The sequence below is a fragment of the Puia sp. P3 genome, from assembly GCF_050632245.1.
Taxonomy (GTDB): domain Bacteria; phylum Bacteroidota; class Bacteroidia; order Chitinophagales; family Chitinophagaceae; genus Puia.
The window spans coordinates 7,646,134-7,667,958 of sequence record NZ_CP192583.1 but is presented as its reverse complement, the minus strand read 5'-3'; the positions used below and the strand labels follow the sequence as shown (position 1 = coordinate 7,667,958).

At 55.3% G+C, this 21,825-nt stretch carries 27 protein-coding genes and 1 pseudogene; 17 read left to right on the top strand and 11 right to left on the bottom strand.

What is annotated here, in order from left to right; translation table 11 throughout:
• Nucleotides 1–205 precede the first annotated feature (205 nt).
• Both ACQ86N_RS48290 and ACQ86N_RS48285 read left to right on the top strand, forming a co-directional pair.
• Nucleotides 206–1,414 carry an ABC transporter permease gene (locus ACQ86N_RS48290; RefSeq protein ID WP_431213311.1) on the top strand — a complete coding sequence of 403 codons (1,209 nt, stop codon included), beginning with the start codon at nucleotides 206–208 and terminating at the stop codon, nucleotides 1,412–1,414.
• Between the two features lie 53 nt (nucleotides 1,415–1,467).
• Complete coding sequence (locus tag ACQ86N_RS48285) at nucleotides 1,468–2,715, top strand: FtsX-like permease family protein (RefSeq protein WP_431213310.1); 1,248 nt, start codon at nucleotides 1,468–1,470, stop codon at nucleotides 2,713–2,715.
• Here ACQ86N_RS48285 and ACQ86N_RS48280 read toward each other — a convergent pair.
• Entirely contained in the window at nucleotides 2,669–3,025 is a 357-nt protein-coding gene (locus ACQ86N_RS48280; RefSeq protein WP_431213309.1) for a nucleotide pyrophosphohydrolase, read from the bottom strand. The genes ACQ86N_RS48285 and ACQ86N_RS48280 overlap by 47 nt on opposite strands.
• A 123-nt stretch (nucleotides 3,026–3,148) precedes the next feature.
• On the opposite strand from ACQ86N_RS48280, the gene ACQ86N_RS48275 reads away from it, so the two are divergent.
• Nucleotides 3,149–3,550: a DUF5684 domain-containing protein gene (locus tag ACQ86N_RS48275; RefSeq protein WP_431213308.1), complete on the top strand. Its 402-nt coding sequence runs from the start codon at nucleotides 3,149–3,151 to the stop codon at nucleotides 3,548–3,550.
• Nucleotides 3,551–3,602: 52 nt separating this feature from the next.
• On the opposite strand, the gene ACQ86N_RS48270 is transcribed toward ACQ86N_RS48275, so the two are convergent.
• Together ACQ86N_RS48270 and ACQ86N_RS48265 are read right to left on the bottom strand one after the other, a co-directional pair.
• The gene (locus ACQ86N_RS48270; protein WP_431213307.1) at nucleotides 3,603–4,367 is read right to left on the bottom strand and encodes a PhzF family phenazine biosynthesis protein; all 765 of its coding nucleotides are present in this window, start codon (nucleotides 4,365–4,367) and stop codon (nucleotides 3,603–3,605) included.
• Nucleotides 4,368–4,417: 50 nt separating this feature from the next.
• Nucleotides 4,418–4,510: pseudogene (locus ACQ86N_RS48265) on the bottom strand (isomerase); the annotation flags it as partial.
• Between the two features lie 177 nt (nucleotides 4,511–4,687).
• On the opposite strand from ACQ86N_RS48265, the gene ACQ86N_RS48260 reads away from it, so the two are divergent.
• Nucleotides 4,688–5,101, top strand: coding sequence for a response regulator transcription factor (locus ACQ86N_RS48260; protein ID WP_431213306.1), 414 nt, complete (start codon nucleotides 4,688–4,690; stop codon nucleotides 5,099–5,101).
• On the top strand, nucleotides 5,070–5,321 hold the full coding sequence (locus ACQ86N_RS48255) for a winged helix-turn-helix domain-containing protein (RefSeq protein ID WP_431213305.1): 252 nt from the start codon (nucleotides 5,070–5,072) through the stop codon (nucleotides 5,319–5,321). Before ACQ86N_RS48260 ends, ACQ86N_RS48255 begins: the two co-directional genes overlap by 32 nt.
• A gap of 99 nt (nucleotides 5,322–5,420) precedes the next feature.
• Here the strand turns inward: ACQ86N_RS48255 and dtd are convergent, their stop codons facing one another.
• Genes dtd through ACQ86N_RS48240 form a run of 3 tightly spaced genes read right to left on the bottom strand, consistent with a single transcriptional unit; the run spans nucleotide 5,421 to nucleotide 8,401 of the window.
• Complete coding sequence (dtd, locus tag ACQ86N_RS48250) at nucleotides 5,421–5,873, bottom strand: D-aminoacyl-tRNA deacylase (protein WP_431213304.1); 453 nt, start codon at nucleotides 5,871–5,873, stop codon at nucleotides 5,421–5,423.
• Between the two features lie 3 nt (nucleotides 5,874–5,876).
• Nucleotides 5,877–6,203 carry a YfhO family protein gene (locus ACQ86N_RS48245; protein ID WP_431213303.1) on the bottom strand — a complete coding sequence of 109 codons (327 nt, stop codon included), beginning with the start codon at nucleotides 6,201–6,203 and terminating at the stop codon, nucleotides 5,877–5,879.
• Nucleotides 6,200–8,401 (bottom strand): hypothetical protein, encoded by a 2,202-nt coding sequence (locus ACQ86N_RS48240; RefSeq protein WP_431213302.1) that lies wholly within the window; start codon nucleotides 8,399–8,401, stop codon nucleotides 6,200–6,202. Before ACQ86N_RS48240 ends, ACQ86N_RS48245 begins: the two co-directional genes overlap by 4 nt.
• A gap of 268 nt (nucleotides 8,402–8,669) precedes the next feature.
• Between ACQ86N_RS48240 and arfB the strand changes: the two genes are divergently transcribed.
• The 9 genes from arfB to ACQ86N_RS48195 all read left to right on the top strand — a co-directional run bounded on the left by arfB (nucleotide 8,670) and on the right by ACQ86N_RS48195 (nucleotide 13,740).
• Nucleotides 8,670–9,206 (top strand): alternative ribosome rescue aminoacyl-tRNA hydrolase ArfB, encoded by a 537-nt coding sequence (gene arfB, locus ACQ86N_RS48235; RefSeq protein WP_431213301.1) that lies wholly within the window; start codon nucleotides 8,670–8,672, stop codon nucleotides 9,204–9,206.
• Nucleotides 9,207–9,407: 201 nt separating this feature from the next.
• Nucleotides 9,408–9,965 (top strand): hypothetical protein, encoded by a 558-nt coding sequence (locus tag ACQ86N_RS48230; protein ID WP_431213300.1) that lies wholly within the window; start codon nucleotides 9,408–9,410, stop codon nucleotides 9,963–9,965.
• 238 nt (nucleotides 9,966–10,203) lie between these two features.
• Complete coding sequence (locus ACQ86N_RS48225) at nucleotides 10,204–10,746, top strand: hypothetical protein (RefSeq protein WP_431213299.1); 543 nt, start codon at nucleotides 10,204–10,206, stop codon at nucleotides 10,744–10,746.
• 23 nt (nucleotides 10,747–10,769) lie between these two features.
• Nucleotides 10,770–11,162, top strand: a complete 393-nt coding sequence (locus ACQ86N_RS48220) for a histidine kinase (protein ID WP_431213298.1) — start codon at nucleotides 10,770–10,772, stop codon at nucleotides 11,160–11,162.
• On the top strand, nucleotides 11,129–11,515 hold the full coding sequence (locus ACQ86N_RS48215) for a sensor histidine kinase (RefSeq protein WP_431213297.1): 387 nt from the start codon (nucleotides 11,129–11,131) through the stop codon (nucleotides 11,513–11,515). The genes ACQ86N_RS48220 and ACQ86N_RS48215 overlap by 34 nt, the downstream gene beginning before the upstream one ends.
• Before the next feature lie 261 nt (nucleotides 11,516–11,776).
• Nucleotides 11,777–12,289 carry a response regulator gene (locus ACQ86N_RS48210; RefSeq protein ID WP_431213296.1) on the top strand — a complete coding sequence of 171 codons (513 nt, stop codon included), beginning with the start codon at nucleotides 11,777–11,779 and terminating at the stop codon, nucleotides 12,287–12,289.
• A 184-nt stretch (nucleotides 12,290–12,473) separates the two neighbouring features.
• Nucleotides 12,474–12,815, top strand: coding sequence for an oligosaccharide flippase family protein (locus ACQ86N_RS48205; protein WP_431213295.1), 342 nt, complete (start codon nucleotides 12,474–12,476; stop codon nucleotides 12,813–12,815).
• Nucleotides 12,809–13,597: a lipopolysaccharide biosynthesis protein gene (locus ACQ86N_RS48200; RefSeq protein WP_431213294.1), complete on the top strand. Its 789-nt coding sequence runs from the start codon at nucleotides 12,809–12,811 to the stop codon at nucleotides 13,595–13,597. Before ACQ86N_RS48205 ends, ACQ86N_RS48200 begins: the two co-directional genes overlap by 7 nt.
• Nucleotides 13,594–13,740 carry a hypothetical protein gene (locus ACQ86N_RS48195; protein WP_431213293.1) on the top strand — a complete coding sequence of 49 codons (147 nt, stop codon included), beginning with the start codon at nucleotides 13,594–13,596 and terminating at the stop codon, nucleotides 13,738–13,740. The genes ACQ86N_RS48200 and ACQ86N_RS48195 overlap by 4 nt, the downstream gene beginning before the upstream one ends.
• Nucleotides 13,741–13,911: 171 nt before the next feature.
• Here ACQ86N_RS48195 and ACQ86N_RS48190 read toward each other — a convergent pair whose 3' ends face one another.
• The gene (locus ACQ86N_RS48190) at nucleotides 13,912–14,544 is read right to left on the bottom strand and encodes an MBL fold metallo-hydrolase (RefSeq protein WP_431213292.1); all 633 of its coding nucleotides are present in this window, start codon (nucleotides 14,542–14,544) and stop codon (nucleotides 13,912–13,914) included.
• A gap of 338 nt (nucleotides 14,545–14,882) precedes the next feature.
• Here ACQ86N_RS48190 and ACQ86N_RS48185 point away from each other — a divergent pair, with 338 nt between their 5' ends.
• Genes ACQ86N_RS48185 through ACQ86N_RS48175 form a run of 3 tightly spaced genes read left to right on the top strand, consistent with a single transcriptional unit; the run spans nucleotide 14,883 to nucleotide 18,136 of the window.
• Nucleotides 14,883–15,164 carry a hypothetical protein gene (locus ACQ86N_RS48185; protein ID WP_431213291.1) on the top strand — a complete coding sequence of 94 codons (282 nt, stop codon included), beginning with the start codon at nucleotides 14,883–14,885 and terminating at the stop codon, nucleotides 15,162–15,164.
• A complete protein-coding gene (locus ACQ86N_RS48180) occupies nucleotides 15,157–15,606 on the top strand; it encodes a hypothetical protein (RefSeq protein WP_431213290.1) in 450 nt (149 codons plus the stop codon). Before ACQ86N_RS48185 ends, ACQ86N_RS48180 begins: the two co-directional genes overlap by 8 nt.
• Nucleotides 15,593–18,136, top strand: coding sequence for a hypothetical protein (locus tag ACQ86N_RS48175; protein WP_431213289.1), 2,544 nt, complete (start codon nucleotides 15,593–15,595; stop codon nucleotides 18,134–18,136). The genes ACQ86N_RS48180 and ACQ86N_RS48175 overlap by 14 nt, the downstream gene beginning before the upstream one ends.
• 532 nt (nucleotides 18,137–18,668) lie before the next feature.
• On the opposite strand, the gene ACQ86N_RS48170 is transcribed toward ACQ86N_RS48175, so the two are convergent.
• The 4 genes from ACQ86N_RS48170 to ACQ86N_RS48155 form a co-directional block, all read right to left on the bottom strand.
• Complete coding sequence (locus ACQ86N_RS48170) at nucleotides 18,669–19,385, bottom strand: DUF6688 domain-containing protein (protein ID WP_431217906.1); 717 nt, start codon at nucleotides 19,383–19,385, stop codon at nucleotides 18,669–18,671.
• A complete protein-coding gene (locus tag ACQ86N_RS48165; protein ID WP_431213288.1) occupies nucleotides 19,340–19,819 on the bottom strand; it encodes a hypothetical protein in 480 nt (159 codons plus the stop codon). The genes ACQ86N_RS48170 and ACQ86N_RS48165 overlap by 46 nt, the downstream gene beginning before the upstream one ends.
• Nucleotides 19,819–21,138: a cell envelope integrity protein CreD gene (gene creD, locus ACQ86N_RS48160; RefSeq protein ID WP_431213287.1), complete on the bottom strand. Its 1,320-nt coding sequence runs from the start codon at nucleotides 21,136–21,138 to the stop codon at nucleotides 19,819–19,821. Before creD ends, ACQ86N_RS48165 begins: the two co-directional genes overlap by 1 nt.
• A 204-nt stretch (nucleotides 21,139–21,342) precedes the next feature.
• On the bottom strand, nucleotides 21,343–21,720 hold the full coding sequence (locus tag ACQ86N_RS48155; RefSeq protein WP_431217905.1) for a DUF1361 domain-containing protein: 378 nt from the start codon (nucleotides 21,718–21,720) through the stop codon (nucleotides 21,343–21,345).
• Nucleotides 21,721–21,825: the final 105 nt, after the last annotated feature.

Here is a 21,825-nt window from a genome sequence, read left to right as displayed (position 1 = left end):
ATCTGGTGCAAAATACGATCGGTGAGGGAGTTGGAACCTCCTCGTTCAGGAGGGTGGCGACGGCCGGGTGGCGGGTTGATGAACCGGACATCCATTGTAGCGAAACCGAACAAGTGTTGTAGGGGGACTCGGCTCAACTTAATGAATGTCAATCAGTTGACACAGTGGCATTATCCTGGCCGCCAGGTGCGGAAATCTTCGGCATATGCTCAGAAACTATCTGCTCACCGCCCTGCGGAATATCTGGAAGAACAAGACCTATAGTTTTCTCAACATATTCGGACTTGCTGTCGGGGTCACCTGCGCGGGTCTGATCTTTTTGTGGGTGGAGGCCGAGTGGAATTATGATCCTTTCCCGAAGAAGGAATATATCTATAATGTCCGGACCAACCAGACCTACAACGGCGTGATCCGGACCTTTGGGTCATCTCCGGGTCCGCTGGCGGCAGCTATGCAGGCGGACATACCGGGGGTCGTGAGTACCTGCCGTACCCGCGACAGAAAAATGCTGTTCAGCCTGGAGGACAAAAATATGTACGAGGCCGGCATATACGCCGACCCGACGCTGTTCGGCATGTTCTCGATGAGTTTCCTGGAAGGGAGTGCAGCGACCTCCAGCCGCGACCTGAACAGCGTGGCCCTGTCCGAGACCATGGCCCGTCAGTTCTTTGGTTCTGTCAGCGGCGTCGTCGGCCGGACGATACGCGTCGCCAACAAAGAGAATTTTACCGTCAGCAGCGTCTATAGGGATTTCCCGCTGAATTCCACCATCCGGCCGGACTACGTCATACCCTTCGCCAGTTTTGAAAAAGACAATCAATGGTTGCAGTACTGGGGCGCCAACGGCCTTTCGACATTTGTGGAGCTGGCTCCATCAGCCAACCCGGCCAGGATCAATCTGCAGCTGAAAGATTTTATCCGCCAGAAATCGGAGCAGAAGGCCGGCGCACAGCCGCTGCTCATCGCGATGAAAGACTGGCGCCTGCGGGACGAGTTCGTAGACGGCAAACAGAGTGGCGGGCGGATACAATACGTTCGCCTCTTCACTTATATCGCCTGCATCATCCTTCTCATCGCGTGTATCAACTTCATGAACCTTTCGACCGCGCGCAGCGAGAAGAGGGCCCGCGAGGTAGGCGTGAGAAAGGTGCTCGGCGCCGAACGGGGGCGGCTGATAAGTCAGTTCATCGGGGAGTCGGTGCTGCTTTCAACCCTGTCAGTCGCGCTGGGAGTCCTGCTGATCGGTCTCGTACTGCCCGCATTCAATCTACTGGTGAAAGAGCAGCTATCTCTCGGTATCGGACAACCGCTGCATATCCTGTCCCCTGGCGGCGATCGCCCTCGTCTGCGGACTTGTGGCGGGCAGCTACCCCGCGCTCTATCTTTCCGGTTTCAACCCGGTACACGTGCTTAAAAGGCTGAAGACAAAGCGACGGCGCCGCCGAGACGACCCGCAAAGTACTGGTAGTGGCGCAGTTCTCCATTTCGATCTTTCTGATCGTCAGCACACTCATCATCTATCGCCAGGTGCAGCATATCAAGTCGCGCGAACTGGGCTATAACAAGGACAACCTGCTGGACCTTCGCAGTTCACCCGCCCTCGTCAACAATTATGAGGCCGTGAAGCAGGACCTCCTGCAGACCGGTGTCGTGGAAAGCACCGGTCTTTGCGATATGGAGAACCTCGACATATCCAATAATACTTCCGGCTATAGCTGGCCGGGCAAGGATCCGAAGGCCGATGTGCTCATATCGATCCGCAACATCAACCACGACTACATAAAAACCATGGGCATGCAGCTGATCGACGGGCGCGGTTTCAGGGACGACTTCACGCAGGACAGCGGCAAGGTCATCATCACGGAGGCGCTGGCCAAAATGATGGGTGCAGGCAGCGCCGTCGGCAAGTATCTCAAATCCGACAACGGACAGGACCAGGTAATGGGTGTGGTGAAAGACTATATCTACGGCGACTTTTATGGCAAGCCGGACCCGGTGATCTTTTATTCCCAGCCTAGCCGGGGAGCATACTTCTATATTCGTCTTCAGCAAAACGCGCAATCAGAAAAGGCTCTCTCTTCCATCGGGGCCGTGATGAAGAAGGACAATCCCGGTTACCCCTTCGACTACAGCTGGGTGGACGATAAATTCAATTCGAAGTTCACGGCCGAGAGCCTGGTCGGCAAGCTGTCGGGTCTGTTTGCGGCGCTGGCCATCTTCATCTCCTGTCTCGGGTTGTTCGGTCTGGCGGCCTATACGGCGGAACAGCGGACACGGGAGATCGGCATCCGCAAAGCGCTGGGCGCGAGCGTCACAGGGATCACGGGTTTACTCTCGAAGGATTTTCTGCGGCTGGTACTGCTGTCCAACGTGGTAGCCTTGCCGTTAGCCGCCTGGGCGCTGAGCCGGTGGCTGGAGAGTTATGCCTATCGCATTTCCATCGAGCTGGTGGATGTTCGCGGTCGCGGCGATAGCATCGGTGCTGATCGCGCTGGCGACGGTCGGATTCCAGGCCGTGAGGGCCGCGCTGATGTCGCCGGTGAAGAGTTTGAGGTCGGAGTAGGTTCCGCGGAGGGGAGCCAGGGTTCCGTGGTTCACAGCCGGGGTTCCGTAGTTCACAGCCAGAGTCAGCGGTTCACAGCGAGAGTCAGCGGTTCACACCTCCGGTCTACCGCAGCTTTTCATTCTCCTGATGCCGGGCGGCGTCGCGGATAGTTTTCTTGGTAAAATTCTTTTCGAGGGCGGCAGTGAGGTCGACACCGGTCTGGTTGGCGATGCAGATCAGGACCCACAACACGTCGGCGAGTTCGTCGGACAACTCTTTTCCCTTGTCGGACTCTTTGAAGGACTGGTCGCCGTAGAGGCGGCTCATCAGGCGCGCCACCTCCCCTACTTCTTCGGTGAGGATGGCCATATTCGTGAGTTCGCTGAAATAACGTACGCCGGTAGTGCGGATCCAGCCGTCCACGAGGTCCTGCGCCTGACGGATGGATAGAGGGGATGTGGCCGGGTTGGTATCTGACATTGTCCTGCCTGGTTTATTTCGTAAAAATACCGCAATATCCCTATTTACCGGTATTTAATACGCGGAGAGTTGCATTTGTAAGAAAACGGGACTATATTGGTAACACACTAAAAACTATTACCTATGTTCGGTTTCGTTTTTGTACTCGAGCTCGCGATCGTCGTCGTGGTAATCGCCGGAATGTGGAAAGCCTTTGAAAAAGCCGGCCAGCCAGGGTGGGCCTGTCTCATCCCGATCTACAATTTTTATATCATGATCAAGATCGGTGGTAAGCCCGGATGGTGGCTGCTCCTGATGCTGATTCCGGTGGTCAACATCGTCTACTACATCTGGACGGTCAACATGATCTCCAAGAGTTTTGGAAAAGACGAAGGGTTTACTGTCGGACTGATACTTCTTGGTATCGTTTTCTGGCCGATACTCGGATTTGGCGATGCAAGGTATATCGGTCCCTACGGTGATCCCGTGGCCTTTAAAGCCGCACAGACTCCACAATTCGATTTCGAAAAGCCGACGACGGCGTAGTTGCCCCGGCAATCAACATATATTGAAGCGGCCCCTGACGGGGCCGCCTTTTTTATAGCAATATCTCTCCTTTCAGGAAGGTCTTCGCATAGCCGCTCATATACACGCGGTCGCCGTCGAGGCGACAGTCGAGCCAGCCCTGTCTTGCGGACAGCTGGATGGCGGTCAGCTGTAACTTGCCAAGCCTTTGCGCCCAGTAGGGAACCAGCATCGTGTGCGCGGAACCGGTGACGGGGTCCTCATCGATCCCCGACTGGGGGAAGAAGCAGCGGGAGACGAAATCGGTCGACTTGCCCGGAGCCGTCACGACCACTCCCCTGCCGGGGACGCCAGCCAGCCGGCGGAAGTCGGGCTTCAGCGCGGCGAGCTCGTCTTCGCTGTCGAGCACGACCAGATAGTCAGTGGTACCTTTCATCAGGGGTTTGGGAGAGATCCCCAGACCTTCGAAGACGAGGGGCACCGGGTCCGTGGGCTGCGGAGCCCCGGCGGGGAAATTGAGGGTGTACTCGTTGGGGTTCCGGCCTCTGGATACTTCCAGCATGCCGCTCCGTAGAGTGTTGAATCGGATAATATCGCCTTTGTGACCCAGCCATTCGAACAACACCTGGGCCGAGGCCGGGGTGGCGTGGCCGCAGAGAGCGACCTCGGTTGTGGGTGTAAACCAGCGGATTAGGTAAGTGGGGGAGGCGGGGGAAGCGGGGGAGGCGGGGGAGGCGGCGGCGGGGGATGTGGCGGCTGCGGGGGATGTGGCGGAGGATCCCTGGTCTGAGGGGGCCCCGTCGGCCGCGGCGGGCTGACCAGCCGGACCCTCCTGCACAAAAAAGCCGTCTCGGCGAGATTATTTTCCATCGCGATGCGCTGCATCAGCTGGTCCGGCAGCCATTCCTGCAGCGGCACGATGGCCGCGGGGTTGCCCCGGAAAACTTCTTTGGTAAAAGCGTCTACCTGGTAAATTTGCATATTTGATGATTGATGGACTCTGTCCTTTTTACGAAGGTAGGACCGCGGAAAAGATCTTTTCAGTATCAGATATTTCCAAATTTTGTAGATCAGATTCAGAATATCGCCAGATTGTGTATATTATTTTGACTAATGAAAATTTTGATCGTAGAAGATGAGATTGATTTGGCCCAGAGCATGGCCGCTTACCTCAAAGGAGAAAACTATCTGTGCGAGCTGGCGCCCGACTGCAGTTCGGCGATGGAGAAAATAGAACTTTTCGACTACGACTGCGTCCTGCTGGATATCTCCCTCACCGACGGCAACGGCCTCACCGTTCTGAAACAACTAAAAGCGAACAACAAGACTGATGGTGTCATCATCATTTCCGCAAGAAATTCCATCGACGATAAAATTGACGGCCTCAACCTCGGCGCCGACGACTACCTGAGTAAACCCTTTCATCTTTCCGAGCTGAATGCGCGGATCGCAGCCGTGATCCGCAGACGCCGGTTCGACGGCAACAAGACCCTCGGTGCTGAACCAGCTGGTCATCGACCTGGTCGGAAAGACCGTATTCGTGGACGACCGCGAGCTGGAACTGACCCGTAAGGAATACGACCTGCTGCTATACCTGGCTTCCAACAAGAACCGCGTCATCTCCAAGAACGCCATCGCCGAGCATCTTTCCGGCGAGGGAGCCTCGAGTTACGACAGCCTCGACTTCATCTATTCGCATATGAAGAACCTCAAGCGCAAACTCAATCAGGCGGGTTGTGAAGACTATATCCGTTCGTTGTATGGAGTGGGGTATAAGTTTGAGATAAGGTAGGCTTTCGCACGAGGTGCTGAAACTTCGCCAAAGGCTCGGCTACTCGGGGCTTTGGCGGAGCGTCGTCCCTTGCTCCTCTCTTCGCCCGGTCGCTTCATTTCATTCGCGACTCTTCGTATCGATCAGTATCGTTACCGGTCCGTCATTCAGCAACTCGACCTTCATGTCGGCGCCAAACTCTCCGGTCCCGATCAATTTGCCGAGGTCGGCCGTAAGCCGGTCGATCATTTTCTCATAAAGGGGAACCGCAATATTCGGCTTGCTCGCGCGGATATAAGAGGGACGGTTGCCCTTTTTGGTGGCTGCGTGCAGAGTGAACTGGCTGATCAGAAGGATCCCGCCGTCGACGTCTTTTACCGACAGATTCATTACACCCGCCTCGTCGTTGAAGATACGCAGGTTGACGATCTTTCCGCTGAGCCATTCAACGTCTTCGGCAGTGTCGGCGTCTTCGATGCCGATCAGGACCAGCAGGCCGGTCTTTATAGATGATCTGACAGTTCCTTCGATGGTGACGGCGGCGTGAGTGACGCGCTGTATTACGGCTCTCATTTTTTAGGCGGGTTGCAGCATTGGTTTGGGGTAGTCGGGAAGCGGCATCTTCTTCATCATCTGAACGGCTACGATGACGGCGCCTGCGAACATCATCATAAAGATGATCGACGCCATCCACTGCAGCTGGCGGCCCAGATAGAAGGACAATGGCCGGAAGAAGAACCGGATGATGTGGCGGCCGGCCGGAACCGAGAGCCCGCGCAGCACATAGTTGGTGCGGATGATGGGCGCCTCCTTGTTGTCGATCCAGGCCCTCCAGCCGCGTTTGTAGAAGACCTCGCTGAATACCGCGAAGCGATTGTCGGTCGTCTCGGACAGATAGGTCACGTCGTCGTTGTCGTTGCGGAGCAGTTCGATCCCCCCTCGGTGTCTTTGGGAACCGCGTCATAGTTGACCTTGCAGCTGTCCTCCGCAAAAACGACGGCTGTATAGTCCGGATGAAATCCATTGAGCGAGCTCATCACGTCCGATGCGGTCGACCCGTACTTTACCCTGTGGACGAACCATACGGGACCCAGGGCGTCCCGGTTATAGATGGCCGTGTCCCTGCCGGAGGGATTGCGTTTGATGATATACTTCGTGTTGAGCATATCGATCACCGGGCCGCAGCGCGGGTAGTTGACCAGCTGGTTATTGATCAGGTCTTCGTATATCTTCAGTTTGGCCGCGTGGTAGCCGCCGATGGAGTTGTGGGAATAGGCCGTCATGGCTCCATAGCTGAGCGCTTCGGAGAGGCTGTCGCGCAGGTCGAGCACGCGGTAGTGGTCCCTGTCCGTCATGATCTGGCGGTCGACGTCGGTCACCACGAAGTTCTGCTGGTAGTCGTTCTTCTCCTGGTAGTTGCTGCTGTTAAGATAGATGAGGTCGACGCTCATGACGTCGGCAATGGTCAGGCCGCCCACGACCAGCATGACGTAAACAGGGCGCATGCGCGATCGGATATAAAGCCCGATGATCACCGAAGCGGCGGCGATGAGCGCCAGACTGCGGAGAAGGCTTTCTCCGAAGATCCGCTGACGGTCGAGACGCAGCGCCGCTACAAAATCTTTGGTTGAACTGAGGGCCCGGCCGCCCATAGCTTCGGCCTTTTGCAGGAGATTGCCTTCCCAGCCGCTGCCGTAGCCAAACCGGAAATACAGCAGCGCGAGACCCGCAAATATGCCCGCTATCGCCAGCAGCCCCCACCTGAAACGGGGCCACAGGGTCTTCCGGTCCTCTGTCTCCGCGAGCCGTTGCAGAGTCAGTACCGCCATTATACAGAACAGCAGCGTGGGCACGACCAGGATCATGCTGGGCGCCCTGAACTTATTGTACATCGGCAGCCATTCCAGCAGCCAGCTGTTGAACGGTTTGAAATAGCCCCCCGAGCCATGACGATGGTGACCGCGGCTACGCCGAGGATCCACCATTTGTGACGGTTGTCCAGCAGGAAGAGGCCGAGTACCGACAGCAGGATAATGATGGCGCCGGCATAGGGGGCCCGACATCAGCTCGCCAACGCCGCCCCAGTAATACCGGGGTCCTTCTTCCCCAATCTGCGCGGTCAGCTGTGCCGGCATCTTCTGCATGGCTTTCACCGCGGCCGAGTTTGGTGCGGAGATCTGTGGTATATCGGTACTGCCGCCATAAATGTTGGGGACGAGCATGACCAGCGGCTCCAGTCTGTACATGCTGAAGTCGAAGGCGACCGATTCGGAAAGGCCGTTCGACGGGCCGCTGTTCGTCCCGGTGGAAAGTTCGCTGCCGCCGCGGACGGTCTCCTTCGAGCTGTCGAAAGTCGTAAAGAGGACCACCGCATTGCAGAGGATGCCGATGACCGATGCGCCGATGACGATGGTCAGGGTGCGGGCCATATGCCAGCCGTCCCGGTGCCGCAGCCAGCGTATGGAATAGCCAATCAGCAGGCCGGCTACGATGATCATGGTGTAGTAGACGATCTGCATGTGGTTGGTCTGGATCATGAGGCCGGTGAACAGGGCGGTAAGCGCCATCCCCGTCCAGTATTTCCGTTCGCAAACGAGGATGACGGCGCCGATGACGCCGGGCATCAGGGCGATAGCCTGCATCTTCGTGTCGTGGCCGACGCTAACGATCACCGGATTATAGGTCGCGTAGGCATAGGCCAGCGCGCCGATGAGGCCGATCCACGGGTTGATACGCAGGGCCATTGCCAGAAAGTAAAAACAGATGCAGGCCAGAAAGAAGAAACTGGCGGGTTTTATCAGAAAGAAGGTCAGCAGGCCATAGAACAGCTCGGGGATATTCACCGACTGGGTGTCCAGGGCGATCTGAAAGGCGGGCATACCGCTGAACATGCTGTTCGTCCACAGGGGGAAATGACCGTGTGTCTCTTTATACTGGAAGGAATTGCGGGCCATTGCCTGCCACTGGAGGACGTCTTCCTGGAAAAGGACCTTGTTATCGAATGCCGGCTTGCAATAGACGACGGCCACCACCAGAAAAACGACGATGGCGACGATATGGGGAACGGCCCTTTTCAATAAATCCCTGATTATATATTTCATTCCGGTTAATGCGAGGTCTACCACTGACGCTGGCCAGAGAACCTTTTGCAATTCCCGGACCATCTCAGGTCGGCGAGGCGTTCTTCTTTCCCATCAGACCGATTTTAATTTATCTTTAACTTGCCGGGCGCAAAAACGAATACTCCCCGGCGACAAGATAATGATATGGAGATAAAAAATTGAAGAAAAAATAATTTTTTATCTCCGTCCCTCTAATGTCTGTACTTTCGGCCTGGGGCCTCAGGTACGAATTGGGCTCCGCCCAATTATGACAGACCTTACAAAGGAAATAATTTTCAGGACGGCCCGCAGCGGCGGAAAGGGCGGACAGAACGTCAACAAGGTGGAAACCATGGTGGAAGGGTATTTTTCCATCCGCGACTCGGCGCTGCTGGATCAGGAGCAGAAGGAGGTGCTGGAACACAAACTATCGGCAAAGATCAACGCCGATGGACTCCTGCAGGTCAAGTCCCAGGTGCACCGCACGCAGCTGGGGAACAAGGCGGAGGTCATCCGGAAGATGCACCTGCTGATCGAACAGGCGCTGAAGAAAGAGAAAAGGCGCATAGCCACCAGACCTTCGAAGGCGGTGAAGGAGAAAAGGCTCGATAATAAGAAGAAGCAGTCCCAGACCAAGGAGGGGAGGAAAAGGATCAGGGGTATGAGTGAGTCCCGCCAGAGCGTGCAGCTTTCCGGTGCCAGCCCGGTGCCGGCTCCTGCCCCCGGCCCCTGGCTAAAAATAAACAGCAGCTTCGCTGACCTTTCGGCTGGCTGGCTGCTGTATAACCTCACAAAAAGAGTTTAATGGTAGAATGATATTTGATCCCTGTATGGGTTCTGGGTTTTGGAGCAGCACAAAGTTCCGTCATGCCCGCCTGCCGTCCTAGCGCACATGTACTACTTATTATGCGTAGTTCTACCTATTTATTTCAGCATTAATACTTGTAAGGGATGTAAAAGGGATGTATTATTTTGGCGGCCTAATCAAATCTTTAAAACAATTCTTATGAACAAGCTCCCTAGCCCAAACCGGCTGCTTCTCCCCTTTTTAGCTTCTTTGATCATTGTTGCCGGCTTTTCGGCGTGTAATCAGCCTCCAAAGGACCAGGTAAGTTTTCCCCTCCCCCAGGACACCGTGCTCGACAAACACGTCATTCCAATCGAAGTTGCGCGACAGCTGACGGCCGATTTCCGGGCTTCCATCGCGAATTTCGACACCACCTGCTCCAAATTTGCCGATTCCATGCATTTTGGGCACGCCGAAGCGTGGCCGACCGATGTATTTGTCAAGCTGTTGTCGCAGCATAATGACAAACAGGGGCATGCAAAGGGTATCCGTATCTATTTCGGCAGGGGTCCTGGCGGCGAGATCAAGCTGGTGCTGGTTCCTTATGACAAGGACGGCAACGATATGATCGACCGTATGGTAGACCTCAACGGCAATCCGGCTCCGGGTACGACCCCCATGAAGACGAGGGAACTGACGACCGGCGGCGGACAGGCGGTTGAACAGGGTCAGCGCTGCCCGACCGTTTGCGACGACGGATCGAGCGGCCTGAACTAACCGGCCGGGCGATCCCAAAAATCGCTTCAAAACCCGGAAAACTATTCATCTACACACTGAAATTCATACCACCTGACTGTAGGAGAACTATTCATTAGTCTATCAAACTATGATTACATCTTTTTTACTATTCCTGTTCAGTCAGACGATCTTAATTCCATTGATCACCGGGTTGGTACGTCTGCGCCGAATTGGCCAGGGGTACCATCCCTTTTTTATTTTGATCATTCTCGGGGTTGTGGAAGAGGCCATCAGCGGCTACCTCATAAAAGTGAGGCACCATAGCAATGCCATACCCAACAACCTCTACGCGCTCGCGGAAGCACTGCTGATCCTCTGGCAGTTTCATGTCTGGGGATTATGGCGGTCGAAAAAACCGATCTTCTACGGCATGGTAGGCCTTTTCTGTCTGGTCTGGCTGGTCGAGGACCTGGTGTTTGGGCATATCCGTGAGTTCCCGCCTTATTTTATGTTCCTGTATTCCTTCACGGCGGTGCTTCTCAGCGTCAATAAGATCAATTTTATGATCACGCACGACAACCGCAAGCTGCTGCAACGCCCGGATTTCCTGCTTTGTATTGGGTTTATTATCTTTTTTATATATAAGATAATTTACGAATGGGCCTATCAGGTGAGCCTGTACGACGAAAGTCAGATTACCAGTACCATAATTGGCTCGTTTGCATATATTAATGCGCTAACAAACATTATTTTTGCTATTGCTTTCCTGGTTATACCGGTTCCGCAAAAGTTCACCCTGCGGGAGAGGGTAGCCCGTTGAAACACGAAGGCAATAAATGAATAATGGAAGCCAGGATCCTTAATATAACCATATTGATGTCGCTGATCATTGCGATCATCATCATTTACTTTTTCTTTTCCATCATCCGGTATCACAGGCGGTATATGCGGCTGCAGCGGGAGAAGATCTTTGCGGAGATCACGATCCGGGAGAACGAGCGCAAGCGGATAGCGGGCGACCTGCACGACAGTCTTGGACCTCTTTTGTCAGCGGTCAAGCTGAACATCAGCAGCGTGGACGTGGAGAGTCCCGATGACCGCCGGGTGCTCGACAAGACGGGGGATACCTCGACGAGATCATCGGCAGCCTGCGGCGGATCTCCCACGATCTGCTGCCCAATACCCTGGAAAGAAAGGGGCTTGTGGAAGCGATCCGGGAATTCATCAACCAGATGAACACCAAACAGTCTGTGAGCATCCAGCTGTTCATCGTCAAGGAGATCGTCATTCCCAGGGAAAAGGAGATCCATATCTTCCGGATGATCCAGGAGATCGTGCACAATACGATAAAGCATTCCGGAGCGAGCATACTGCAGATCGGCTTCAGCGAGGAAGGCGGGCATCTGCTCTGTCTGACAAAGGACGACGGGAAGGGTTTTGACAGGGAGAAGGCGCTGGCGGGATCGCATGGTCTGGGTCTGCGGAGTCTGGAGAGCCGCTGCGAGATCCTGAATGGCGTGCTTACGCTGGATTCGGCGCCTGGCGAGGGCACCAACTATTTTATTAAGATCCCTATCAATTTAGGGTGACCCTCAACTTTAATCTAAATAATTGCATCCCGGCGCTGTGCCTGTGGGCTGCTTTCCCTAAATTTGGTGCTGGGCCAGTGGGCTATGGATTAAACAGCATATCCGGATGAAAAATAGTATCAGGCTGATCATTGCCGATGACCACGAAATTTTTAGAGATGGACTGGCCTTAATGCTGTCCAAACAGGAAGCGGTCACCCTGGTCGGCCAGGCCTCGGATGGGCACGAGCTGCTGCAGCTGGTAGACGAGAAAAGCCCGACATGGTGCTCACCGATATCAAGATGCCCAGGCTCGACGGCATCTCGGGCGCAAAGATCCTGCTGCAGCGATACCCGCAGCTGAAGATCATCGCGCTTTCGATGTTTGAGGAAGAGGGACTGATCGTCGAGATGCTGGAGGCGGGAGCGAAGGGCTATCTGCTCAAGAACGCAGACAAGAAGGAGATCCTCGAGGCCATCATGACCGTCAACGAAGGCAATATCTTCTACTGCAAGCATACCACCGCGCATCTGGCCAGTCTGATCGTCAAGAGTAAGTTTGACTCGCGTCCCAAGGGGCATTCCCATCTGTTCACCGACCGGGAAAAGGATATTATCCGGCTGATCTGCCGGCAGCATACCGCGCAGGAGATCGGCGAACTGCTGTTCCTGAGCAAGCGTACCGTCGAAGGGTACCGCACGCGGATCCTCGAAAAGATGGACGTGAAAAATACGGCGGGGGTGGTGATCTACGCGCTGAAGCACAATATTATACGGGAAGAGGAAATATTATAGGGGCGGCGCCGTTAATTCCCGGGTACGGGTATACCTTTGCCGATCAGCACTATGAGCAGTATTAAAAAATTAGCGGGAGAGACGATCTGGTATGGCGCGAGCTCGATTTTGGCCAAGTTCCTCAACTATATGCTCACTCCCTATCTGGCCTACAAGTTCAGGGGGGACGCCGGAGTATGGGGAGATGAGCCTGGTCTATGCTGCTATCTCATTTGTAAACATTGGGGTGCTTTTTGGACTGGATACGGCCTATTTCCGGTATATCCAGCGGAAAGAGACACAGAAAGACCTCTACTCTACCCTCGTTATCTCTCTTTTCGGAAGCACGACCCTGATCACGATATTGTTGATAGCCTTTCGGGTACCGGTGTCCGAGCTGATCGATATCCCCAAACACCCATATTATGTGGTGCTGAGCGCGTTCCTGATCGCCTTCGACGCCCTGTCGGCGCTGCCTTTGCGAGGCTGCGCAACGAGGGGAAGCCGAGGAAGTTTGCGGCGATCCGGATCTCCGGTATCGTGGTAAATATATCGCTGACGTTCTTTTTCCTTTCCGTCTGTCCGGGTCTGCTGAAGACGCATCCCAACAGCATTATCGGATTCATATACCGGCCCGAGTTCGGGTTTGTCACTTACGTGCTGCTGGCGAATACGCTGCAGAATCTTTTTCAGCTGTTCCTGTTGTCGCCGCTGCTGAAGGGCTTCAAATGGGCATTTAATACCGCGCTCTGGAAGGAGGTCATGGTCTATGCGCTGCCGCTGACCATCGTCGGTTTTGGGGGGATGATCAACGAGACCTTCGACCGGATCCTTCTGGTGAAGCGGCTGCCGCACGCCAACGACTACGCCACCTATCAGGTAGGTATCTATAGCGGCTGTTACAAGCTGTCCCTGCTGATCACGCTGTTTGTCCAGGCCTTCAGAATGGGCGCGGAGCCTTTTTTCTTCCGCCAGTCCGTGGAGAGCACCGCCCAGCGGACCTATGCGCGGGTAATGAAATTCTTTGTGATCCTCATCAGCGGCATGTTCCTGTTCGTGACCATGTACCTCGATATCTGGAAGTACTTCATTACCGACCATACCATGTGGGTGGGTCTGAAGGTGGTGCCGATACTGCTGTTCGCCAATATGTTCCTGGGCATCTACTACAATCTTTCCATCTGGTATAAGCTCTCTACCAACACGTTGTCGGGGGCCTACATCACGCTGATCGGGGCGGGTATCACGCTGCTGGTCAACTATCTGTTCATCCCCGTTTTTGGATATATGGCTTCGGCCTGGCGACCTTCACCTGTTATGGGAGTATGATGGTCATTTCCTATGTCTGGGGGCAGAAGGTATACCGGGTACCGTATGCCTGGAAGAAGCTGACTGCGTATATGGTGATAGTGGCGGTGATCTGGCTGGTACCACCATGTGGTGACAGGGTTCTGGCCGAACCGGTATTTTAGTCTGGGGCTGGGGACGGTGTTTATCGGTGCCTATGCCGTGTTCGTACTGAGGGTGGAGAGGAAGGAGTTTGAGCGGATGCCGTATATCGGAAAGTTTCTTTCGCGGGGTGCGGCGGCCTGACGGCCCGACGGCCCACGGACGGCCCATGAACCGCGGGACGGGTCCTTACCTCAAAAAAGGGTTGTGTTTCTTCTCCCATCCGATAGTGGTCGGCTCGCCGTGGCCGGGGTAAACGATGGTTTCGTCGGGCAGCGGCCACGGCTGTTCGCGGATGCTCCGCAGCAGGGTTTCGTGGTCTCCCCAGGCAGGTCGGTCCTGCCGATGCTTCCCCGGAACAGAACGTCCCCGCCGATAATAAATCCCTGATCTTTACTGTAAAAGCCTACGCTGCCCGGAGAGTGACCGGGGAGGAAGAGGATGGTCAGTTCGTCTTCGCCGACCGCCACCTGTTTGCCCGGGGTGAGGTAGACGAGCCCGGCGCGGTAGTTCTCAAAGGGCATTCCCCATAAAAGTCCCGCTTCCGGGGCCCGGGCAAGGACGGGCTGCTCCTTTTCGTGGAGGTGGAGCGGTAAGCCCCAGGTCTCGTAGACGAACTTGTTGCCGAAGACGTGGTCCAGATGGCAGTGGGTGTTGAGCAATAGCTGGGGGATCAGGCCCTGCTGTTCAATAAATTCCTGTAACGCCGTACGTTCGTTGCCAAAATAACAGCCCGGATCGATGATACAGCAGGCATCCTTTTCATTGAATAGCACGTATGTGTTCTCTTGTACTGGGTTGAATTCAAAGGCCTTTACCGTCAGCATATATCAAATTTTTTGTTTTCAAAATCAATTTCACCGGTATTTGGGATTGTTATAACTTTAAAAACTTAAAGAAAAGCAGGTATGCAATTTCATCAGTTTAGGTTGAAGTCACACTATTTTTTTTGGTTCTTACTGTTGGGACTTTTCTTTTTCTCCGGCCATACCCTCGCTCAGGTGAACACGGTGGAATTCGGTAAAACCGCCTGCAATTCAAAAACTTTAAGTGGAAATACTACCAAACCCCCAATTTCAACAGCTATTTCAGTGAAGGCGGCCAGGAACTGGGCAAATTCGTCGCCCAGCTGGCGGAAAAAGAGCTGCCCGGGATCGAGCGGTTCGTGGAATACGGGCTGCAGCGCCGCGCCAATATCGTCATTTACAACAGTTACAACGACCTCGAACAGTCCAATATCGGGCTGAACCTGGACTGGCAGACGACGGGGGGTATCACCAAGCTGGTCAATAACAAGATGGTCGTCTACTATAACGGCGACCACAACAATCTCCGCATCCAGATCAGGCAGGGTATCGCCCGCATCCTCGTCGAGAACATCCTTTTCGGCGACGACCCGGGGAATTTGCCACCAACCAGGCCCTGCTCGATCTGCCCCAGTGGCTAACCGACGGCTATATCGAATACGCCGGGGAGAACTGGAATACCGTGCTCGACGACCAGCTGAAGCAGGCGATGCTATCCGGCCGGTACAAGAACTTTACCAGTTCGCCTTCGAAAAACCCAATCTGGCCGGCCACGCCTTCTGGGTCTATCTGGGCGAGAAGTATAAAAAAGAGAACGTCACGTATTTCCTCTACCTGGCCCGCGTCTACCGCAACCTGAACAACGCGTCGATGCGCATCTGCAAAAAGAAGTTCAAGGAGGTCCTCAAGGACTTTATGAACGAGGAGGAAGACAAGTACGAGAAGGATATCCGCGGCCGCCGGAACTTCCCCAAGGGAACCGTCTCGGTCACCGAAGACATCAACGACCGCAAGGATTTCGTCCAGCTTCTCCCCCAACCCGACGCCCAAGAGCCAGACCTATGCCGTCGTGGAATACCATAGCGGCAAATACAAGGTCGTCCTCAATGACAACTATATCAACAGGAAAGTCCTGCTGACCAACGGCGTACGCAGCCTGCAGGAACAAATAAATCCGCACTACCCCCTGCTGGCATGGGACAATAAGGGAACCCGGCTGGCCTGTATCTACTGGGACAGGGGCAAGACGAAGCTGTTTGTTTATGATGTCGCCCGCCGGTACAAGCCGGTGGTGCAGGACCTGCCCGATTTCCAGCAGGTGCAGGACTTCAAATACATGCTCAACGAGAATACCCTGCTGCTGAGCGCCGTCCGCAACGGGCAGTCGGATATCTACACCTACAAGATCGACAAGCAGGAGTACAAACAGATCACCAACGATCCGTACGACGACCTCGACGCGTCATTCGTAGCTTTTCCGGGCAAGACGGGGATCATCTTTGCTTCGAACCGCCCGTCGGGTCGCGCCAGCACAAAAGATACGGTGCTGCCGTCCACCTACCACTACAATATTTTCATGGTCGACAACTGGAATGACGCGGAAGGCAAGCAGATCTCGCAGCTCACCTACCTCCGGTACGGGAATGCGCGGTCTCCGATGCAGTACAATACCAATCACTTTACGTTCGTGAGCGACGAGAATGGTATCGCCAACCGGTATGCCGGCTTTTTTACGACGCGGCGCGCCGGACTGGACACAGTCTATAAGGTCGGGGACGAACTGCTGCACAATCCCGATCCGGCCGAGCTGGATTCCATGCTGCGCGCCCAGAACAAGAAGGAGCCCGACACCTCCTATGTCTTTACGATCACGAACGACTCTTCCTATGTCTTCCCCATCACCAACTATCAGAGCGGTCTGGTCGAGACGAAGAGTGCCGGCGACAACGGGCAGGTCAGCGAGGTGCGTGAGGAGGGAAATCTCAAATTCCTTTACAAGCTGAAGGTCGACGATGCCGCGCTCAAGAAACGCAATATCAATGCGCGGATGACCGACTACCGCAAAAAGACGGTCCAGGAAAATCAGATCACCGTCGCCAACGTCCTCAGGCCGGCCCCGCAGGCCCGCAACGACAGCAGCCGCAGACAGCCCGGCAATAACGACTTTTTCGACAGTGAATTCGGAAAGGATTCATCACGGCCGAAACGCCCTTCCTCCGTGGTCAATCCGCTGGCGGCCCGTCCTTCGCTTGAGCCGAGGGAAGAGCCGGTACTGAAGAAGGCGAAGCTGTTCGACTATAAGCTGAAGTTCTCGGTGGACAATTTCACCGCCGGATTTAACAACGACGTACTTATCAGCAAGTATCAGCCATATACGGGTTCGCTGCCGATCAATATGAGCGGGCAGGACGCCTTCAGCGGTCTGTTGAAGGCTTCGATCTTCGACCTGTTCGAAGACATCCGGTTCACCGGCGCGATCCGCCTGCCCTTTTTCGGCAGCGGTTCGAACTCCTCCCCTATTTCGTCGACGCAGAACGCGGCGTTTACGCCTGGCAACGGCAGCTTTTTCGACGGCAGCGGCGAATGGTATGCCCGCGTGGACTATCTGAAGAAATTGCTGGACTATTCGGTGATCTATTACCGGCAGACGCAGACGGGCACCTATCAGGATGCGGCGCTGGCTTCGGCCTATCCTTATGACGCGAAGGCCTATTCGAATTTATGGCAGGGGGTGATCAAATACCCCTTCGACAAGGTTCGGAGTCTGCGGCTTTCGGTCGGCTACCGTACGGATAAGGTGATCATCCGTCCTGATGTCAACGGCTTCCCGCCGCTGTCGCCGATAGACTCGATCGCGCTGAAGGCAAAGCCGCAGGCCAGGCAGACTTACGGGCTGGTGCATATGGAGTACGTTTATGACAATACCCTGCTGAAGGCTACCAATATCTGGAACGGCCTCCGCTATAAATTCTATATGGACTGGAACACGCAGCTGAACAGCGGCTATGGCGCCGGTCCGGGCAAGTACACGTACAATTTCGGATTTGACGCGAGGCACTATCTGCCGATCTACCGCAACTTTATCTGGGCGGTGCGTGCGGCGGGAGACTTCTCGTGGGGCAGCAACAAGGTCCTTTACTACCTCGGTGGTACGGACGGCTGGCTCTTCCCCAAGGCCTATACTAATCCTCAGCCGGCGCAGGACGCGAGCTATGCTTTCCAGTCGCTGGCGGTCAACCTTCGCGGCTTCCGGCAGAATATCGCCAATGGCAACAATGCGGTGGTCATCAACAGCGAATTCAGGCTGCCGGTATTTGCTACGCTGTTCAACAAGCCGATCAACAACGCTTTCCTTCGCAATTTCCAGCTGATACAATTCTTTGACCTTGGCACGGCGTGGAACGGGGCCTATAACAAGATCAAGCGTCCGCTGCAGGTGTATCCGGATGACTCGCAGCTGAATGGTCAGGACCCCAACAATCTGCCTTACACGCCGAACCTTCAGGTGTTGGTGAAGGCGGGGGCCTGGGACCGTTTGCGGGCGGGTATGGATTTGGGGCCAGAAGCACGCTGCTGGGTTATTTCCTGCGATTTGACGCGGGCTGGCAGATGAACACGTTCTTCGGCGGCAAGCCGGTGCTGAATGTGTCGATGGGTGTGGATTTTTAATGACGGATAAAAATAGTAAGGCCGGTAAGCTATTCGCTTACCGGCCTTTTGCATCAATCGTCACGACTGGCCTTTTCTTCGGCCGGCGTCACCCCAATATCTCCGCGATATCCAAATACCTCAGGGTTTGGGCCAGATTCACCGGACCGCCTCATGCAGCGGTCGCGGTGCCCGGCTTTTTGTCCGGGGGAGAAAATGGCTGCGTGCGGTTCCTGACGCCGTATAGCGGCGGTTCACATGCTGTGTAGCGATGGTTCACGCACCGTGTTGCGGCGGTTCACGCTCACCCAGCGGCGGTTCACACCTCTTGTTGCGGCGGTTCACACCTCTGAATCGTCTAAATTTTCGTGCCAGGGCATCGTCGGGGACGGCCTGGCTAAATCTGATCTTCGAAAATTGGCGACAATAGCCGCCATGAACAGGATCGCGACAGGAAGTCCGATAACAACCCATATATGTCCGCTATTTCATAAGAATCAAACATGAGTTATTTTTTTATTCTGATTGCGGTCTCCGGTCGGTGGCGGCGAAATGGTGTACTGTGTTGCTATCCTATTCTCCGGCCGGCGATCGGCCAGGTACAGGGTCGCCAGAAATATCCATTCGAGTGGTTTCATGAGCAGGTAGACCAGGTCGGCGATCCATTTGTTGTTGAATACCCCGTAGTGCCGGTGGACAAGGACGCCGACCCTGTTGTAGAATTTTCGGATGGGCCGGTGGAGACCGGGCAGGCGCTGCTGCAGCAGCTCTTCAAAGGCGTTGGCCACCAGCAGCTGGCGGTTGCAGAGAATTTGTCTGCCGCGGCGGATGCCGGTACGGATGGGTCTGACGAAGCCCGGGTGTCCACCTGCAGCGACGGAACAGAGGAAATGTCCTTCGGCGCAAGGGACGCCGATGCACTGGGAGTCCAATTGAGAAAGTCCCTGTTTGTAGGTGTCGGTGAACGCGCGGATCATGGAGTCGGGTTGCTGGCCGAAGAGCAGCAGTACGCCCGCCAGTACAACGAGTACCGGCAGGCATAGCAGCAGTAGCAGGGGTATCTTTTTGAATGCCTGCAGCAAGAGGATCTTTCTGCACCATCTTAGCAGCAGCGGCTGGTCGGGGGTCACCTGGTCGCCGGCTGCCTCGCCGTTGCCCTCCTGGCCGGTCAGGGTCGCGAGGGCCAGGGCGTGGTTCTTCGAAAGGACCAGCACGAACAGCACCAGCTGAGGCAGGACGAAAAAGACGACGAACGGCCAGTCCTTTCGTGAAACGCGATCACTACCCACAGTGCCATTCCTACCACCAGGCAGCAGTTGACAATGACCTCGATACCGGGTGTCGCCAGTCTCCCGCGCCGGGAGGAATAGAAATAGGCGACGACAGAGACGACCGAAATAACCAGTATGGACAACCGATGGTGCAGGGAAAGCATCGCCGTCTCGTGACAGCAGTCATTGACACGGCCGATATCCGAAAAGATCCCGACCGCTTCCGGCAGTATCAGGCACACTTCGGCGGCCTTCCAGGCGAAAGTCTGTTCCAGGCCCATCATCCGGCGGATGAGCTCGACGACGAACGCGACAAATCCGAGTGCGTACAGGAGGAAAAGGAGGATACTTAAGATGGGCTCAAATACTACGTCCATCAGTTATTCCATTTTATCTTCCTCGAGAAATACATGACCAGCGCCAGCGTGATGAACAACCCGATGCTACCCATGATGAGTGCGTAGTCCTGCAGCTGGATCAGCGTGAATACGAAGCCGTACTGTACGGCCAGCAGGAAGACGACAAACAGCGAGATGCGGGACGAGCGGAGCATGCTGCCGACGTACCAGCCGATGAGACCGATGGTGGCAATGGCCGCGATGGCATAGGCGGTGTTGAAGCCGGTGTACTCCGAGAGGGAGAGCAGCAGCGTATAGAACAGACAGAGCGCAAAACCGACAAGGAGGTATTGGAGGGAATGGATGGGTCGGCCGTAGATCCATTCGATCAGGAAGAAAGCGGTAAAGGTGAGGCCGATCAGCAGGATGGCGTACTTGACGCTGCGCGTAGTTTGCTGGTAGGCGTCGACCGGGACGATCAGGCTTACGCCGAAGGCCGAGGCTTCGAGATCATAGGAACCCTGGCGCCATTGCTGGGGGTATTTGCGGTTGAGGGCGAGGACCTTCCAGTCGGCGACGAAGCCGCTGTCCTTTACTGTATGGGTATCAGGAAGAACGCTGCCGGTGAAGCTGGGGCTGGCCCAGGATGAGGCCGCTTCGACCTTTGTCTCGCGGCCGACTGGAACGAAGAGTAGGCTGCCGGTGCCTTTGAGGCTGACGGTGGAGGTGAACGTGATCGGGCCGTTCGTCTCAAGGAAAGAGCGTGGGAAACTGGCGCCGAGCGCGCTTTTGAACTGCTCTGTGGCGAATTTGGCGGGTACCATTTCGAGGTCCGCGGGGGTGGTGGTCCCGGTTTGCAGATGAACGACCATATCCTCTTTTAGTCCCTGAATATCGGAGACGTCGAAGAAGAGGGCGGCTTCGTTGTATAGCAGTTTCTCGCGGGGGATGTCGAGCTCGCTATACGCGATACTATCGTACGAGCCCTGGATCTGCAGTTCGGTAGTGTAGACGATTGCCTGGTAGATGCCGCGGTACCTTGTTTCGGGGACGAGCTTCGACCGGATGGAGAGTTTGGTTGGGAGGAAGTAGGCCCATTTTTTGACCTCGTGGGTGGTTTTGTCTTCGGTGACCGTCTCGTTGTAGGGGATGCCGATGACGGGTCCGGTTATCGTCTGGGCGGTGGCCCAGCGTGAGCTGATCTCGGTGATGGCGTCGATCTGGCGTTGTTTGCGTTCGGTCACCAGATTTTGGATGAATAGAGTGGGGATGAGTAATAAGAGTACGAGGAAGCCGATGAGGAAACTTTTGAGGATGATCTTGTTTCTGTTCCACCAGGTAGAGACGATATTTTCCATGATTTATGAGTTTTAGAGTTGTGAGTTTATTGTGAACCGCGGTGACCGCGGGCGTGGACCGCGGGTGGCGTGAACCGCGGAGTGTGGACCGTGTGAACCGCGTGTGGCGGGACCCGTGTGAACCGAGCCGGTCGGGGCATGCCGGTGGCTCCCCGAGCAATCTCAGGTCATGTCCCGCAGCGGCGCTAAGCTCAGGCCAGCGCCTTACTCCCTCTTTGCAGCAGGCGGTAGATCAGCATCAGCAGGATCGAAAAACAGAGTACCATGCTCCAGACAGGTTGATTCCGGAGGGGATGGACCACCATGCTTATCATGTCCCGCAGCAGCTGCCAGTGGGTCGGAGATGATGTCCCAGCTGTTATAGCGGAGGTATCGCCCCGTGTAGACGCCGAGCGCGTTGAGGACCATGATAGGATAAAGAAAGAGCCAGCTGCCGATGGTGGTCGGGTTGGGAAGAAAGAGCCGCTCCATCTGACGCACCGAGAGCACACCGAGCAGCAGACCGTTGAAGGCGAACGACAGGATCAGCGAGAGGTCGAACCATTCGGGAACTCTGCTCGTGGCGGCTGCCGTCGTTGAGATGATAGAGGTCGGTGAGCATGTAGAAGGCGTTGGGAATAAAGAGCAGCCACACAAAGGAGAGAACGATCAACAACCGTCTTTTGCGGAGGCGGCGTGTCCAGGCGC

Excerpts from the sequence above, each read along its gene's own strand:
- ACQ86N_RS48190 (WP_431213292.1), bottom strand. The coding sequence starts at position 14,544 with ATGCTGACGGTAAAGGCCTTTGAATTCAACCCAGTACAAGAGAACACA.
- creD (WP_431213287.1), bottom strand. The coding sequence starts at position 21,138 with ATGGAAAATATCGTCTCTACCTGGTGGAACAGAAACAAGATCATCCTC.
- ACQ86N_RS48260 (WP_431213306.1), top strand. The coding sequence starts at position 4,688 with ATGGCCGCTTACCTCAAAGGAGAAAACTATCTGTGCGAGCTGGCGCCC.
- ACQ86N_RS48205 (WP_431213295.1), top strand. The coding sequence starts at position 12,474 with ATGAGCCTGGTCTATGCTGCTATCTCATTTGTAAACATTGGGGTGCTT.
- ACQ86N_RS48240 (WP_431213302.1), bottom strand. The coding sequence starts at position 8,401 with ATGAAATATATAATCAGGGATTTATTGAAAAGGGCCGTTCCCCATATC.
- ACQ86N_RS48220 (WP_431213298.1), top strand. The coding sequence starts at position 10,770 with ATGGAAGCCAGGATCCTTAATATAACCATATTGATGTCGCTGATCATT.
- dtd (WP_431213304.1), bottom strand. The coding sequence starts at position 5,873 with ATGAGAGCCGTAATACAGCGCGTCACTCACGCCGCCGTCACCATCGAA.
- ACQ86N_RS48275 (WP_431213308.1), top strand. The coding sequence starts at position 3,149 with ATGTTCGGTTTCGTTTTTGTACTCGAGCTCGCGATCGTCGTCGTGGTA.
- ACQ86N_RS48280 (WP_431213309.1), bottom strand. The coding sequence starts at position 3,025 with ATGTCAGATACCAACCCGGCCACATCCCCTCTATCCATCCGTCAGGCG.
- ACQ86N_RS48230 (WP_431213300.1), top strand. The coding sequence starts at position 9,408 with ATGAACAAGCTCCCTAGCCCAAACCGGCTGCTTCTCCCCTTTTTAGCT.
- ACQ86N_RS48210 (WP_431213296.1), top strand. The coding sequence starts at position 11,777 with ATGGTGCTCACCGATATCAAGATGCCCAGGCTCGACGGCATCTCGGGC.
- ACQ86N_RS48195 (WP_431213293.1), top strand. The coding sequence starts at position 13,594 with ATGATGGTCATTTCCTATGTCTGGGGGCAGAAGGTATACCGGGTACCG.
- ACQ86N_RS48290 (WP_431213311.1), top strand. The coding sequence starts at position 206 with ATGCTCAGAAACTATCTGCTCACCGCCCTGCGGAATATCTGGAAGAAC.
- ACQ86N_RS48165 (WP_431213288.1), bottom strand. The coding sequence starts at position 19,819 with ATGGACGTAGTATTTGAGCCCATCTTAAGTATCCTCCTTTTCCTCCTG.
- arfB (WP_431213301.1), top strand. The coding sequence starts at position 8,670 with ATGACAGACCTTACAAAGGAAATAATTTTCAGGACGGCCCGCAGCGGC.